Here is a 16525-nt window from a genome sequence, read left to right as displayed (position 1 = left end):
GATAGTAATAGCAATATTCCAATAACATTAATTAATGAAATAAAAAATGAAGGTGAAGTCTATGAAAGTAGCGATTCAAAAGAAGCTTTAATAGAAAAATTGTGAATAAATGTATAAATTTTAATAATTAATATTTATTAGTTAAAAAATAGTTAATACTACAGTTATATCTGAATATTTATAATTAAAATAAATAAAAAAACACCAGTTTAAAAGATAATCTAAGGTGCTGCCCCACAATTTATCACTTTGTGTGACAACCCTAAAACTTTTAAACTAATGTTATTATAAAAAATTAATTTTTATTGTATCCTGTTATCTATAAAACTCTTGTGTTGCATAATAAGTATTGCCTATCTTACATACACCTACTCCAATACTTGTAAAGTTAGTAGATAAAATATTAGCTCTATGCCCAGATGAATTCATCCAATTATTCATAAATTCTGTTGCTAATCCTTCATTACCTCTTTTACCTTGAATATAGGCTATGTTTTCTCCCCAAGAATTATATGAAACACCATCGGCTTTCATTGTATCTGTTATTAATTTTCCCTGAGGATCTTCATGAGAAAAATATCCCTTTTCTCCCATATCGGCTGACTTAATTCTAGCATATTTCTCCATAGTAGTATTGTAACTTAACCCTGGAAGACCTGCTGCAGCTCTTTCTGAATTTACCCTTTGGTAAATCAACTGTTCGATTTCTGCTGCAAAGTTATTATCACTAGGTGCTGATTGTGCACTTGGATTTTCTGGAGTACCAGTTGAGCCACTGTTATTTCCACCATTAGCTTGAGGTGGCACTGGATTTACACTAGGATTCTTTTCTGGATTACTTGGAGTGACTCCTCCAGTTGATCCATTATTATTTGAATTATTATTCTCATTACCATTTGAAGGATTATTATTTTCAGTAGACCCTCCACCATTATTTTCATGAGAAGCATTTGGTGGATTATTACTGCTATTAGGTGTATTTGAATCCTTCTCTTTATTTTCTTTTTCAATCTGGTCAGAAGAATTCTTGTCTTTTTCTTCAACTTTAGCAATATCACCTGGAGTTTGTTTATTTGAGTACATAAAATATGCACCTACACCTAAAACTACAATAACTCCTAATGATACTATAATCGTTACTATCCTAGACTTGCTCATAAGATTTCCTCCTTTAAGCTTTTTCTTCATCTGGTTTGATAATTTTATCATAATAAAATCATTATCTAAATATGAGGTCATTTGTAATTGTTGAAACTTTTCTACCTATTACCACTATTTATCCTACATAGATTTTTTTTCAACTTTTTATTTTTCTAAATTTAAAATAATTTTATAAAAAAACATCAGACTTATCTAAGATGTAAATCTGATGTTTTCCTTCACTACTTTAAAAATTTTATCTTATTTAGCTTTTAATAATATCTTAATAGGTATAATAGTTAATCTATAGTAAACTCCCATTTTCCCTTTTGTACTATATCTAATTCATTTATATTTAATTTTATATTACCTGTTAACTTTTCAATAAAAGTTAGATCTTCATAATCAATATCATTTTCCCCATACATATTCTCTCTATCACTCATACCACTAGTTGCTTTCGAAGTATCAGTAATATAGCGAATAAATCTATCACTTTCTGCATAGTCAGAAAATTTAAATCCAACTACTATATCTTTTCCTACTTTTTTAACTTCAGTTAAATTTATCTTTTCCTCAATACCTTTAAAACTTAATTCCTTATTTAAACTATAGTCTCCATTTTTATCAGGATCTTTTAGTATGATCTTCGTTGGATTTTTCAAGTTATATCCTAACTCTAAATTCTCTATAACCACATTTATCTTTCCATCATATTCATCTAAAAGCTTATATTCATTGATTGCTCCTTCATTACTATGCTCAAATCTAAGCAAATTACCAGCTTCATCTGTCACTTCTTTCACTTCTATAATATCCAAATTTACATTATAGTCCTTAGATAATAAGGAACTTTCATCACTCCATAGCTTAAAGTATCTTTGATTTTGTATATAGTAGCTAGTTCCGCCTATTAGTATTCCATTATTAACAGAGTTACCACCAATTTCATTGTAATTATATTTATAGTCTGCTTTTTCTAAAATTACATATTTTAATACTGAATCCTCATACATTAAGGTGAAATTATTTGCTTCAACATTTCTTATATCTATTCCTAATTCTATAATCACCCTTCCACTTCCTATATTAATTCCGTGACTATCATAATTCTTTACTTCTCCATTACTTAATTTTACCGAAATATTGGATGTAATTTCTTTAGCATTTATAGAATTTCCTTCTCCTACTAATTGAATAAATAATCCCTCTCCATTGTTTATTATACTTTTAACCATCATCTCTTTATCCTTTATACTTACTGTAAATGGTTCCTTTAGCATATATAATTCTTTATCGTCATCTACAGAAATAATACCTAAAGAAGGACTAAATACTAACTTTTCTTTTATTTTAGCTATTACATCTCTACCTAAAGGAGATATTATAAAGGTAAAACTTAAAAATATTAATGCTACTATTAAGTACTTTCTTTTATTACTAATTACTTTCTTCTTAACATTCTTTTTAATTCTCTTAGATTCAACTTCACTTAATGGAATTTCTTCAGTTGGAATTTCAACATTTATATTGTTTAGAATTTCATAAATATTCTTTTCTGTCATTCTTATAATACCTCCTTTTCATTAAAGAATTCTTTTTTTATTTTTTGTCTTCCTCTAAATATCCTAGTATTTATATTGCTTATAGTTATTCCTACTGCCTCACTTATTTCACTACTTGATTCACCTAAAAGAAATTTTCTAATAAATATGCTTTTATCAGGCTCATCATATGCTATTATTATTTCTATTAATCTTTTAGCCTCCATACTATTTATATAATCATCTTCTAAATCTCTTTTATCAGCTATACTTTCATTAATAGCTTCATTATTAACTTTTCTAGAATTCTTTCTAAAGTAATCTATAGCTTTATACTTAGCTATTCCTGCTATCCAACTTTTAAAATTCTCTCTATCACCATTAAACTTTTCTGCATTTTCCCATACAGCAATAAATACATCACTTATACATTCCTCAACTAATCCTCTATCATCCATATCTCTAAGAGTATTAGAGACTACTGTATTAACTAATCCACCATATTTATCTATAATATAGTCTAATGATTTCGGATGTCGTTTCTTTAAATGTTCTATAAAGTTATCATCTTTAATCTTCATGTCATCACCCCTATTTATCTCTTCACCTTTTATATCGAAAAATAAAAATAAATATTACAATTTATATGCAAAAAAATAAAAATGGCTAAAGTTTCCTTTAGCCATTTCCTTGAAATAAATTCTATAATATAGGAGTTTAATTTATACTGTATATTATTAGAAGTGTGGAGCTTTTAATAATATATTTAAATCCTAACTGATATTGATTATCAATCTAATATTATAATATATCTTTTCCCTAAGATTGTCAATAATAATTTTAAAATTATTTAACAATTTAAACAATTTGTTTTTCTTAAGTTTCTTTTTATTATAATTTTATGCTTCTAGATCTCTTATCTACTCTAGGAACTACATCTATTATATCTTTTTTACAGCAATATTCCAGATCATCATTTAATCCAAGTTCCATTAAAATATTATAATGTCTTGCATTTTTAATAAAATCAATTATATTAGGATTATTTTCATAAATATATTTTGCAGTTTTAGATATATCTGAAATTTCATATTTATTTTTTTCTTCACCTTCACATAATAAACTAATCATATATCCTGCACATATAAAGTCATCCATAGAAAACTCTCCATTAGTTCCTGCATTTACAAATACTACATCTTTATTTATTTCTTTTACTAACTTAATAACAGCTTTAGAATTAATCATTGCCCCGATTAAAATTTCTTCTGAGTTTAAACTTAAATTTATGGCTCTAGTTCCATTTGTGGTACTTAAAATTATACTCTTTCCTTCTACCTTTTCAGCTATATATTCTAAAGGTGAATTAGAAAAATCAAATCCTTCTATTATTACTGCTTTTCTTTCTCCACCAAGTAAAGGGCTAATTCCTTCAGCTACTAATTCATTCTTCTTACTAAAGGCTTCTTCTACTGTTAATATAGGAAATACTTCTTTAGCTTTATTATTTAATGCTGTAACTATAACTGATGTAGCTCTTAACATATCTATAACTACAACTACTTTTCCCCTTAAGTCCTCTTCTTTTATATTATCGGCTGATATTATTAAATCTACCTTCATTAAATCTCCCCCCAAGCTAAACTATTTAAAGTTCTTTCCTTGCCAAATATCATTATCTTCTAAAGCTTTATCTATAGCATTTAATACTTCCCATTTCTTTAAGCTCCACATAGGTCCTATTAACATTTCCCTAGGTGCATCACCTGTCAATCTATGAACTACCATATCTTCAGGTAACATGGATACGCCTTTACATATTAAATCTATATATTGCTCTTGAGTCAGTAACTTCAGCTCTCCACTTTCATATTGTTCTACCATTTTTGTACCTTCCATTAAATGAAGTAGGTGGAACTTAATTCCCTTAGCTCCTGAATGAGCTATATAATCTACTGTCTTTAACATATCTTCCTCAGTTTCACCTGGAAGTCCAAATATTGTATGAGCTACTACCTCTATATTTCTATCTAATAATCTCTTAAGTGTATTATCAAATACTTCAAAATCATATCCTCTATTAAAGTTTCTTGCTGTTTCATCATTTACAGTTTGTAAACCTAGCTCTACTATTAAATATATCTTTTCATTTAATTCACTTAAAAATTCAAGTACATCATCATCAATACAATCTGGTCTAGTGGCTATAGATAAGGCAACTACATTCTTTTGAGCTAAAGCTTCTTGATATTTTCTTCTAAGTTCTTCAACTGGTGCATATGTATTTGTGTATGCCTGAAAATAAGCAATTAGCTTTCCATCCTTCCATTTTTTCTCCATCATATCTTTTCTATCTTCAAATTGCTTAGTTATTGATAATGTTCTGCTACCTGCAAAGTCCCCTGATCCTCTTGCACTACAGAAAGTACATCCACCTTTTGCAACTTTTCCATCTCTATTAGGACAAGTAAATCCTCCATCTAAAGATATTTTATATACTTTTTCATTAAATTTATTTCTAAGATAATAGTTTAAGCTATGATATCTTTTATCATTCCATTTTTTCATAATTTCCTCCAAAAATAAAAGTACCACTTTATTTAAGTCGTACTTTTATTCTACTACAATATTCGCATATGTTAAGTATTTTATAGATATGTTTCAATAAATAATCTAAATTTTAAGGATTATGTTATTTTAAGTGAAAAATAGTTTTAAAAGTAAATTACATTAATTGAAAGCATATATATTTTTAATTTTATATAAGTTGATTCTGTAATTACCTAACTAAAATATTATATATATGAATTAACTTAATAAAATGTGGAAATTTTATTTCAACTTATATACTTTTTTTAATTTCTTTTCCTTCTATAGATACATCATATTCCCCTAATTTTTCTGCGTTTATATCCTTAGCTCCTAACTTGCCACCTACTGATATTTTAAAGTCCTCTTTATCAAAATTAATTAGAGATATATTATAAGTATCTACTGGAAACTCCTTATCAAAGTCGATATCTACCAATTCTCCATTTTCACCATTATAAACTTTAATTCTTCTTACTGAGTTAGAATTTAGATATTCTACTATTAAGAATCCCTCTTCTTTTGTAAATACTAAATTATCTATTTTTATATTACTTAGTAAATCAAGTGGGATTACCTTTTTAGCTATTGGCTTATCTAATGTATCTTCTAAGTTAAGTTCAGCACTGCCTTCTTTAGGATTGGATTCATTTGCTCCCCCTTGAGTTGCCTTACTTTCTTCTATATATGCAATTGATAAGAATGTCTTATTTCCACCTGTAGTAGAAATAGCTACCTTTTTCCCCTTATATCCTAAGGCTATTGGTCCAAATGCTTCAGCTTCTACCTTTTCCTTATGTAACATAAGTTCATTTCTCCTTAAGTAAACATCCTTAGGCATATTGCTTAATGAAACTATTAAATCACTTTTTCCACCATCTTCACCAATAATTCTTAATGAGTTATTCTTAACAAAAACTTGCATCTTATTCATAGCCTTAATTTCATCTATTTTATAGTCTTCTCCATCCTTTATAACCTTAATTGCAAAGTTATCCAAGTCACATTTTGGCTCAGATGAAGAATTTCTAATAACATTAAAAGTAATAAATACTGATTTACTAGATGCTTCAATAAGTGCTTCAGGTTCAAAAGATATTATTTTTGATGTTCCTGTTGTTATTTCATTATTATTTTTTAATAGGTTTTCTGTGCAAAGAGAGTTAGCCTCTTCAATATTATCATTTCTAATTAAGCCAAGATATTTATCTGATAGTTCATAAGCCTTTTTGGGCTTAAATAAATCTACTTCTACATCTGAAGCTTGATAATATGAGCATCCTAAAAAAATATATAGATTTAATATTATTAAGGACAGTATATACATTATTTTATTTTTTTTATATTTCAAAGCTATCACTCCTTAAATGGTCCTTAAGGTTATTTTCCCTAAGTTTAGATAGCTTATTCATCTTTAAAGTAATAACTTTATTTCATATTCAATTAGAATAGACATTATAATTATTATTCTTCATTTTAAATATCAAAATAATTATTACGAAAAACAGCCTGCTAAAGAATAAAAATTTAATAAATCCTATATATTGTTAGTATAGATGAAGTAGGGGGATTAAAAATGAAGGATGAATTTTCAAAAATTTTCAAAGTATCAGTGGTATTTATAGGTACCATAGTAGGAGCTGGCCTTGCATCTGGACAGGAAATAAAAGAATTCTTTACTTCTTATGGAGTAATTAGCTTTTTAGGAATAATAGCCTGTGGATTTTTTTATATATTACTTGGCTCAATTGTCTCTAAAATCAGTATTAAACATAACTTAACTTCCTATGGAGAAGTAATAAGGGTAGTTAGCCCAAATATCCTAGGGAAAATAACTGGTGTTATCACCACTCTTTATTTAATTTCTAGTGCATCTATTATCCTTGCTGGAAGTGGTGCTTTAATTAATCAATTTTTCGGAATACCTAAAATAGTAGGTTCATTAATAATGGTAGTAATAGCTTTATTCTTTTTATTAAGAGGCACTAATGGATTAATCGAGGTTAATTCCTTTATAGTTCCTACTTTAATAGCTACGATATCCATTATTACTATACTATATTTTATGTTCTGTAAGGATCTTATAAGCCTTGAACACTTATTTAGCTTTAAAGCTCAAAAGAAAGGAATAGCAATTTCTACCTTGCTTTATGCTGGCTATAATACTCTATGTAGCCTTGGAGTATTAGTCCCTTTAAGCACTGAAATTAGGAAACCTAAAACTATGTTTTATGGGGTTACATTGGGCGCCATAGGCTTAGTTTTATTGAGCATAGCTATAAACTTCTTACTTATGATTAATCAACCTTATATAGATAAGTATGAAATACCTCTTTTATTTGTGGCACAGCCTTTTGGCAATATAATTCAAGCATTATTGCTGGTAGTTATACTCCTAGAAATGTTCTCTACAGAAGTCTCAGATGTATATTCCATTAGTAAAACCTTAGATGACACATTTAAGTTAGACTTTAAAAAAGCTATATTTATTGTTATTTTTATAGCTCTTCCTATTTCAGTAATAGGTTTTTCTAAACTTATAGGAGTACTTTACCCTATGTTTGGCGTATTAAGTCTAGTATTTATAAGTCAAACTATATATTATTACTTTAAACATAGAAAAGAGTTAATTTAGTTCATAAAAATACACCCTAGGTTACCAATCCTTCGGTTTCCTAAGGTGTATTTTATTATTTTTTATAATTAATCCACATCTGTTACAAAGTTTTCCCCAACATCTCTTACTTTTCCTAGAGTTATCAACATTTCCTGAATACTTCTAGTAAACTCTTCAACATTTTGATTTACTAATTGTGATGATGCTGCATTTTCTGCTGCTATAGCAGCTAGTAAATCTATATTTTTACTCATATCTGATACCGATGTAACTTCTTTATTTAACTTATTTATAGCTTCATTAGTTTCATTTGAAACTACCCTTATTAGATCATTTGCTTCTGAACTTACTGTTCTAACCTTCTCTAAGTTAGAAGCTTCTACTTCTAAAAATGTATATTGCTTTTCAATACTAGATACTAGCGAATTTATCTCATTTGCAAAATAAGATAAATTATTATTTATATCTTTTACTGCTTGTTGAGATTGCTCTGCAAGTTTCCTTACTTCTTCAGCTACTACAGCAAAACCTCTTCCTTGCTCTCCTGCTCTAGCTGCTTCAATTGACGCATTTAAAGCTAAAAGATTCGTTTGATCTGAAATCCCAGAAACTAATGAAACAATATTAGTTATATCATCAGCTTTTCTTTGTAAACTTTGTCCTCTTTCTTTAACACTCATAAATGAACTTAAAGTTTCCCTAATAGCTTCATTAGACTTGTCTACATTCAAATAACTTTCTTTTATCTTATCAACAGACTTATCTAATATATTTTTATTTTTATCCTGAAGTACAACTAAATCCTTTAGAGCTTCTATATTTTCATTAGTTTGATTAACAAGTTCCTCTGTGCTTACCTCTTGTCTCTCTGCTAACTCTAGTACTTGTTCTGAAGAAGTTGAAATTTCTTGTGTTGCTTTCTTCATATTTTCAGTTGTTTTAAACATAGATTGAGTGAACACACTTAACTCATTTAAAGTTAAATTAGCTGATGTTAAATCTTCACTAATACTATTTTTTAATTTAGATATTCCTGTATATATTCTTTCTAGTTCATCATTAGTAGATATACTAGTATCTATGGCATCAAAATTATTATTTTCTATATTTTCAATAATATCATTTAATGGTTTAACTATTATACTACTTACAAATACAGAAATTAATCCAGCTATTCCACCCATTAATGCACCTTTAACTAATCCTACCATTGGTAATCCTACTAAAGTGACTAATATAAATATTGGAACTCCAATCTTTAATTCTAAGCTCTTAAAACCAAAGTTAGATAAAGTTCTACTGATAAAATACTTCTTCTTGAAATGAATATTCTTCTCGAACTCTATATACACTGTAAGTTCTCCCTTTTCTCTACCCACTTCCTCAATCTTTACTTTTTCACCAAAAAACTTAACGCTTCCCCATAGTAATCCTAAGAAATAATCAAAAAGTTCTCTATCTGATCTATATGTAAGATTAATTCCATTTTCTGACATTTGCTTAATTGCCATTATAGGCGGCTTAGCACCTCTTATTTTTTTCATTATTATAGCGTGAACAAAGTTAAGAGAATTTAAAAATTTATAAAGATCCACCCTCTTAAAGAAAACTGGATAATCTTCTGCAAACTTATTTAAATTATTTTCTCCAATGATTCTCCAAAGCTCATTTATAGGTGTTCCTACATTATCAGCAATTACTCCTATAAACTTAAATATCTTTTCATCCTCTACGTCGTCTAAAGGACTGAAAACTATATCTTCTGGCCAATTAACAGCTTTTAAAGATTTTCTAATTTGCTCATTCCCGTATAAATCCCTACATGTTCTAATCCATGTAGATACTACCGTCCCCTTCATTTTTTCCCTCCTGTATAAACTAATGCACTATAGTCATTATAACTTACTAGCGACAAAAGTAGCATAATACACTCATTATATACCTTTTATCGACAAAAAAATAGATATATAGAAAAAAATAGATGAATTGGAAAAATTCCAATTCATCTATTTTACATAAAATCATCGAAATAATTAAATTTAGGAATTTTATTACTATCATATCCATCAAAAGCTGTTGGTGGTATAAATATTCTCTCTACAGAATTTATTCCTCCTCTATAACCACCTCTTAATTCTGCTATTCTAGTAACTCCTACATAAACATCAGATATCTTGTACCATGTAGCATAATCTACTATTCCTGTCTTTGGTAAGTTAAATACTCCTTGGAAAACACTAACTGCTTCTGCAGTCTTAGGTCCAAATACTCCATCTTGAGCTACTTTAGGAATCAATGGATAGTTTTGAGCTATCCTATTTAAATATTCTTGAATTGATCTTACTTCATTTCCTGATGAGCCAACAGTCAAATCATATCCTGGGAAGGATTTTGGTATCCCTTTAACTTGTTCTGCTGTTACTAATTCAATATCATTACCATAGAAATTAGTTAATATATCAAATGGAGCCTTTCCTTGATCTCCTAGGTACTTACTTCCCCATTGGGTCATCCATCCTGGGCAAGTTACATTTTTACCATCACAATATTGTGTGAGAAGTGGCTGTTTTTTCCCTATTCTTCTTATATAAGTAGAAAATATATCATCTACAACAGCACTAATACTTTCAAATATGTTTCTTCCATAAGTAAATGCATGATCATATGCAGTTGAAGTCGTAATATCAAAATTCTTTCCTTTTCCTCTATACCATTCAGTATATATTCTATTTAATGTAAAGGAAATTATAGCATAAATATTTGCTCTAATAGTGCTATCTGGCCAAGTTGAATAAATCTCACATGATGCAACATTCTTTATATAATCTTTATAAGGAATATTATAATTAGGTGCTGATGTGTTATTAGGTCCTCCAGCATGAACCACTATAAATTCTGGAATAACTGGTTTTGGTAAAACTACTCCACTAGTTGGTGGTGGAAGTGGCTTATCAACTTCTTCTGGAATTTTCGCTGGATAATTACCATTTAACGTATTTGGTCCAATATTTATAACTTCATTAATATTTCCACCTTGGAAACTGGATGGTGCATTTGCGGTATTAGGGGGAGTTTCTATTGTTTCCATCCTAGTTAAAATCCCAGAACTCTCTATTAGGTTACATTGCTGAATTGATAATTCTCCCGGGAATACTTGACACCTGTTTATTAAAATACTTTGGAAACCTTCTCTTTCAACTAATATGTCATACATGCTATAAGGAACTTGCCCTGTTGGTTGTTGAGAATATGCTAATGGTGGTGCATCTAATTCTACTATTTCAGATTCTCCCATAGAATTGGTTGATAATGAAATTGTTTGAGAAACTGATCCTTCAGCAGATGGTCTTATAGTTATTTTAGAATTATCTACAGGTATATAACTCTCGCCTAAAAAACACTGTATTTTTAAACTTCCCTTTTCAGCCATATATTTCTCCTTTAATTATTTTTCCTATATCCAATATATGCCCCTTATAATAATTTGGTTCAGGTTTATCAATATATATGTTTCAACGAACAATATACATCTGCAGTCGTATAGAGTTTTAAGTGAAAAATACTTTTAAAGTAAACTACATCAATTGAAAGCATGGATCTTTACATGCCTTTAGGCTTACTAATAAATAATTCTCCTACTTTGTATTCTTCATTAAATCTTGTCTGAGTAACTCCACCAGATAGATTTTCCCTGATAGCATCAAATACCCCCTTCATATTCAATGTTCCATATCCCCACTGCTGATTAGGATATATATCTCCGGCCCTCATACTTGCCCCTCTTATAAGATAAGTTCTCATTTCTGTTGAGTATAACCTTGGATAATTCCCATCAACTATTCCCCACTGGAGAATAAGGGCACAGCATCCAGCAGTTACTGCTGTTGAAACAGATGATCCACTTATAGTTTTTGTTGCTCCCCCCGGGGTGGTTACTATTGCATTTATTCCTCCTGCAGCAATATCAGGTTTTATTCTGCCATCTCTAGTGAAACCTCGCCCTGATTGCCCTACAGTTGCATTATTAACTTGATTATAAAAAGAAGGTATTATTGCAGTTCTTGCGGTGCTTGGTACAGTTAATGTTACATATTGGCTAGGACTTAAAAACTTAGTATCGGGATCTAGTAAACTTCTTTGAGGTAGCCAACTCCAATATCGCCCATCAACTATATAATCACCATATAATCTAAATTGCCAAATCCCTTCCTTTAGTCCTCTTGCTTCTATACTAATTACTTCATCTCCGGTAACTAAATCAGGATAAAAATAAGCAATTCTCATCTTTGTTCCTTCATAGACAAAAGTTATATTCTCTACTTTATTTAACCTTACAGGAATTTTATCAACTACTTCTCCTGATGGCGAAACTATTCCAATAGAAACCTTATCTGGTTGTTGTATATATATTTGAAAGTTTAAATCCTTCTGCCCCTTTCCTATTCTAACTTCTATATTTTTTATCTCTCCAGGTTTTTCAAACCTTCCTTCTGTATGTGTATCTGTATCCCCCTCATTGCCAGTACCTGTTACTGATATAAGCCCCACCCTTGTACTTGTAGAGTCTAAAGTTACTTCTATGCTATTTGTACCATCATGAGCTCCAATATTACTTCCCAATGGTACACAAATTACCATTGGTCTATTTAGTTCAGATGCCATTCTAGCTAAATATCTTACTGCAAAATAAAGTTCTATAGTTGTATATCTTCCAGTACCTGGAGTGCTTACCCCAGCAAAATCTAACATTACTTGAGGTGATTGCTTTAATTTCACAACTACAAAATCACAATCTGGGGCTGCTCCTATAACTTCTGGATTAATCCCTCTAGCCCCAGCTATACTTGCAACTGATGTTCCATGCCCAACTTCATCTTTGCTATTTACTATAGCATATGGATCTTCTCCCCTTTTAGATGCTTGTATAGCTTCATTAATTTGGGCTTCATTATACTCTACTCCTAGCTTTACTCCAAATACTTCCTTGTCACCCTCTATACTCTGATCCCATATTCTTAAAATCCTAGTTGTTTCATCTTCCCTCATAAATTCCTTATTTAAATAATCTATACCTGTATCAACTATTCCAACTACAGTCCCCCTTCCATTTAACTGAAGCAACGGATTGTTATGAAAAAGAGTAGCTCCACTAGCCTCAACAGGTGTAATTTGCTCTAAAGTATAAATTACAGGTATTTCTATTGATGTAATATCTCTAACATAGGGTTCTATTTCCAATACTTTATTAAAAGGTATCATTACAATAGCAAAGTTATTATCAATTACAGTCACAGATGCTCCAGGTATATTATTAATTTTAAGTAAATCCTCTAGTGATGTATATTCTACAAAAAAACCAACAACTTCATTATATTTTTCTATATCTCTAATTAAACTTGTCTGAAAATAACGATATAAGCTAGACTTACCTTGTGATGATGAAACCTCAGGTTGATTTTCTACCCTACTCTGATTATTTTGATTCACATTACTCGCCTCCCTCCTTGGAGTAACTATTCCAATGTTTTTAATTAAGTTATCTATAGCCGCATTTAAGCAAACTTCTCCATAACCCCAACTTGGATCTGGATAAAATATATCTGTTCTAGACCTCTTAGCCCCTATTACTAAATAATACTTTAAGCGCTGTCCATACAAATATGGATCATTATTCATTAGTATTCCCCACTCCATCATTAATCCAGCAATTCCAGCTACATGTGGAGTTGCCATAGATGTCCCGCTTTTAGTATCAAAACTTCTATTTGGCGCAACAGATGTTATATTTTCTCCGGGTGCCACTAAATCTGGTCTTATAGGCTGATATACTGTTGGCCTTCCTCTTCCACTAAAAGATGAAATTGTATTAGTTAGATAATTATAGCTTCCAACTGCAATAATATTAGTTACTGTTGCAGGAATTCCTAAAGTATTTAATACTGTTGGCTGTAAGAATTTTGTTCTAGTATTTAACCCTTCAGAAATAGGTAACCACATATCAAAATTGCCACTATACTGATTTACTAAACTTATATCTATCTCCCATTGACCTGAAGATATATATTCCGTATTAGTATTTATCGCTATTGTTATTTCTCCAATAATATCAAAAGGTTTTGGTCCAGTGTAAAAGACCTGATATATATCAGTTCCTATAAGCCCTTGGGAATATCCCTCTTTTATCATCACATCTCCACTGGTTGCTGCTGTAGGACTTACAATTCTAATTGATATTTCTGATAAAACTGGTTTATATAAATTAAGTACAAGATACCTTTCATCTTCTGCCACACTTATTGATATTCTATTTGTTCTATTTAATTCTCCTCCAATATGATGTGCTGCATCCCCTTCATTTCCAGCCGCTATTACTATTGTTACCCTCTCTAAAATAGATGTAGTTGAAATATATTGTTCTAGTAAGCTAGTCCCATTATGTGCTCCATCATTTGTACTTAAACTAATATTAATTACTAAAGGCTTATCTAGCTCCTTACCAGCATCTATTAGAAACTTTATTCCTCTCATAATATTAGTGCTAAGAGCAAATCTTCCTCTTGTACATTTAACCATAGCAATAGAACTCTTCGGAGCTACTCCATAATATTCTGTATTAATTCTTCCACCTGCACATGCAATACCTGCTACATGAGTCCCATGTCCATTAGTATCAATTGAAGGCACAACTGAATATGGATCAGGGTTTTGAAGAGCTAAATTAATAGTTTCCCTATTATAGATCTTCCCACCAGCATATAAATCATAGATATAATCTACCCTTGTAGTTCCATCATCATTTCTAAAAGCTGGATGAGTAAAATCAATACCTGAATCTATAAATCCTATTAATATCCCATCTCCTTGGATATTATAAGTATCTCTAGCTAATGGTACACAAGCTGCCTTATTACTTTGGGAATCAGTAGTATAAAGCTCTTTCGGCAACTCTATATATTGAATATATTTACTATTTGCAAGGGCTACTAGATTTTCAATAGGTATTGTTATTATGCTGTATCCAAAACCTAAATCCTCATACTTCCCATTTAACCCTTCCACTAATGACTTAACATTAATAGGTTTATCGCCAGATAAAGCTACCACCTCAATAGTATTTCCTTCCATAGATGTTAGCCCAAAATTTACTCCTAACTTCCCCAATAAATTCTTTGGAGTATTTTGTATAAGTCCAAGAGAGGAATTTATCTTGCTTGAATTTGCATTTTCCATATTAATCACCTCATAAAAGCCATTTATATCAATATATGAAAAGTAAGCTTATGGTGAGAAAAATATTCTTTAGATACAAAAATAAGATAGATAATATTGCTACTTAAATATAGATTTATAATCTAGAGGCAAAATTTATCCACAATAAAAATAAAGAGCACCTCTATTTATCAACAGAAGCACTCTTTATTCTATTAATTTTAAACAAATTATTTCCTATATCATCAGATTACCCCTCTAAAATGAGACTTTATACCTGATTACTAACTTATCTTAAAATTAAAAGCTGTTGATAATTTATCAACAGCCTATTTATCTATAATATTTTATAGTTTTATTTCTAATCTTTCTAACTTAGCTATTACAGATATTTCGTTTAAGTTTACAGTTTCAGTTAGAAGGCTTCCTCCATTACTAACTAATAAAGCTTTTGAATTTCCTAATAGCTTTACTTGTCTTATAGCTCTTTTCCCATTATATTCAACTAGATAAATTCCATTATTACTAGTTTCTTTTGATAATGAAGCAAATGCTAAATCTCCCTTTAACATTCTAAAGCCAGACATTTCATCATCTTGAACTTCTAGATATAATACCTTATCCTGTGCAAATCCATCTATTTTATTAGAGTGAATTGGAAGTTCCTTATAACCCTTATTATTCTTAAGTGAATAATCATAAATAGGTACATTTTTTAAAACTGATGAAAATGCATTAGTCCAAACTTCATCTTCCTTGCCAAGGCTTTTTGGAGCTTTAGAAGATTTAAAGGAATTTGTTTCTTTTAAAACTTTTCTTTCCTCTTGTAGAGCCTCATCAGTTACTACCATGCTAACATCATTTAAATCTGTCTTTAATAGTTTAGATACTTTTTCAATAAAAGCTTCATTAGCTATTCTTCTTCCAAGTTCAACTTCATTTATAAACTTTTCAGCAACTCCAAGTTTTTTTCCTAAAGCTTTTTGACTTAAACCTTCTTTAAGTCTAGCTTCCTTTATCTTGTCACCAACTCTACTCAAAGCTTATCTTCCTTTCTGATTCTTCAAATACCACTCTCTTTCTTCAATTAAATGTTCTACTAGGTAATTAAATTTCCATTCTATTGAAGTAGGAGTTACGACAGCAAATATTCCACCTTTAAATCTTTGTCTAATACTTGCTATAATTTGACTAATTTCTTCGTCTGAAAAGTCATTAAATAGAATAACTGTTTCATCTACTATGTTATTGGTTACTGTCTCAAACCTTAGTCCACCTAAAATATCAGAAATCTTCATTTCTGTCATTTCAGTTGAAACTTCAATAACTTTCAGTCCACTCTCCTTTAAAATATTTATTTCTTCCAAAGGAGCATTAAATACTAAAATACTCTTATTTCCACTAAGCATACTATCTCTCCCATAAA

Annotated in this window: 12 protein-coding genes; 1 reads left to right on the top strand and 11 read right to left on the bottom strand. The window is 29.8% G+C overall.

The annotated features are described in order from the left end of the window. Window positions 1-315: 315 nt before the first annotated feature. From E6248_RS00695 to E6248_RS00670, 6 genes are all read right to left on the bottom strand, one after another. Complete coding sequence (locus tag E6248_RS00695; protein ID WP_316338928.1) at window positions 316-1158, bottom strand: CAP domain-containing protein; 843 nt, start codon at window positions 1156-1158, stop codon at window positions 316-318. Between the two features lie 281 nt (window positions 1159-1439). After that, window positions 1440-2705, bottom strand: coding sequence for a hypothetical protein (locus E6248_RS00690; protein WP_316338927.1), 1266 nt, complete (start codon window positions 2703-2705; stop codon window positions 1440-1442). A 2-nt stretch (window positions 2706-2707) separates the two neighbouring features. Further along, on the bottom strand, window positions 2708-3265 hold the full coding sequence (locus E6248_RS00685; RefSeq protein WP_316338926.1) for a sigma-70 family RNA polymerase sigma factor: 558 nt from the start codon (window positions 3263-3265) through the stop codon (window positions 2708-2710). A 310-nt stretch (window positions 3266-3575) separates the two neighbouring features. Continuing rightward, a complete protein-coding gene (locus E6248_RS00680) occupies window positions 3576-4307 on the bottom strand; it encodes a 2-phosphosulfolactate phosphatase (protein ID WP_316338925.1) in 732 nt (243 codons plus the stop codon). 21 nt (window positions 4308-4328) lie between these two features. Next, window positions 4329-5252, bottom strand: coding sequence for a TIGR01212 family radical SAM protein (locus E6248_RS00675; RefSeq protein ID WP_396335114.1), 924 nt, complete (start codon window positions 5250-5252; stop codon window positions 4329-4331). A 274-nt stretch (window positions 5253-5526) separates the two neighbouring features. Next, window positions 5527-6624, bottom strand: coding sequence for a hypothetical protein (locus E6248_RS00670; protein WP_316338924.1), 1098 nt, complete (start codon window positions 6622-6624; stop codon window positions 5527-5529). Between the two features lie 225 nt (window positions 6625-6849). Between E6248_RS00670 and E6248_RS00665 the strand changes: the two genes are divergently transcribed. Beyond that, window positions 6850-7908 (top strand): transporter, encoded by a 1059-nt coding sequence (locus tag E6248_RS00665; protein WP_136007936.1) that lies wholly within the window; start codon window positions 6850-6852, stop codon window positions 7906-7908. Window positions 7909-7976: 68 nt separating this feature from the next. Here the strand turns inward: E6248_RS00665 and E6248_RS00660 are convergent, their stop codons facing one another. The 5 genes from E6248_RS00660 to E6248_RS00640 form a co-directional block, all read right to left on the bottom strand. Then, window positions 7977-9749 carry a heme NO-binding domain-containing protein gene (locus E6248_RS00660; RefSeq protein ID WP_316338923.1) on the bottom strand — a complete coding sequence of 591 codons (1773 nt, stop codon included), beginning with the start codon at window positions 9747-9749 and terminating at the stop codon, window positions 7977-7979. A 152-nt stretch (window positions 9750-9901) separates the two neighbouring features. After that, window positions 9902-11320 carry a peptidoglycan-binding domain-containing protein gene (locus tag E6248_RS00655; protein ID WP_316338922.1) on the bottom strand — a complete coding sequence of 473 codons (1419 nt, stop codon included), beginning with the start codon at window positions 11318-11320 and terminating at the stop codon, window positions 9902-9904. Window positions 11321-11490: 170 nt separating this feature from the next. Beyond that, window positions 11491-15120, bottom strand: a complete 3630-nt coding sequence (locus E6248_RS00650) for a S8 family peptidase (protein WP_316338921.1) — start codon at window positions 15118-15120, stop codon at window positions 11491-11493. Window positions 15121-15446: 326 nt separating this feature from the next. Then, entirely contained in the window at window positions 15447-16139 is a 693-nt protein-coding gene (locus E6248_RS00645; RefSeq protein WP_316338920.1) for a helix-turn-helix domain-containing protein, read from the bottom strand. Between the two features lie 3 nt (window positions 16140-16142). Continuing rightward, a complete protein-coding gene (locus E6248_RS00640) occupies window positions 16143-16508 on the bottom strand; it encodes a DUF3783 domain-containing protein (RefSeq protein ID WP_316338919.1) in 366 nt (121 codons plus the stop codon). Between the last annotated feature and the right edge of the window lie 17 nt (window positions 16509-16525).

The sequence above is a fragment of the Clostridium sp. genome (assembly GCF_032552055.1).
Lineage (GTDB): Bacteria > Bacillota > Clostridia > Clostridiales > Clostridiaceae > Clostridium.
The sequence above is the reverse complement of the archived record's forward strand: the minus strand, read 5'-3'. Positions and strand labels throughout refer to the sequence as shown.

Bases quoted from the DNA above. Each gene is read 5' to 3' on its own strand.
- E6248_RS00695 (WP_316338928.1), bottom strand. From the start codon at position 1,158: ATGAGCAAGTCTAGGATAGTAACGATTATAGTATCATTAGGAGTTATT.
- E6248_RS00650 (WP_316338921.1), bottom strand. From the start codon at position 15,120: ATGGAAAATGCAAATTCAAGCAAGATAAATTCCTCTCTTGGACTTATA.
- E6248_RS00640 (WP_316338919.1), bottom strand. From the start codon at position 16,508: ATGCTTAGTGGAAATAAGAGTATTTTAGTATTTAATGCTCCTTTGGAA.
- E6248_RS00660 (WP_316338923.1), bottom strand. From the start codon at position 9,749: ATGAAGGGGACGGTAGTATCTACATGGATTAGAACATGTAGGGATTTA.
- E6248_RS00680 (WP_316338925.1), bottom strand. From the start codon at position 4,307: ATGAAGGTAGATTTAATAATATCAGCCGATAATATAAAAGAAGAGGAC.
- E6248_RS00685 (WP_316338926.1), bottom strand. From the start codon at position 3,265: ATGAAGATTAAAGATGATAACTTTATAGAACATTTAAAGAAACGACAT.
- E6248_RS00690 (WP_316338927.1), bottom strand. From the start codon at position 2,705: ATGACAGAAAAGAATATTTATGAAATTCTAAACAATATAAATGTTGAA.
- E6248_RS00675 (WP_396335114.1), bottom strand. From the start codon at position 5,252: ATGAAAAAATGGAATGATAAAAGATATCATAGCTTAAACTATTATCTT.
- E6248_RS00665 (WP_136007936.1), top strand. From the start codon at position 6,850: ATGAAGGATGAATTTTCAAAAATTTTCAAAGTATCAGTGGTATTTATA.
- E6248_RS00655 (WP_316338922.1), bottom strand. From the start codon at position 11,320: ATGGCTGAAAAGGGAAGTTTAAAAATACAGTGTTTTTTAGGCGAGAGT.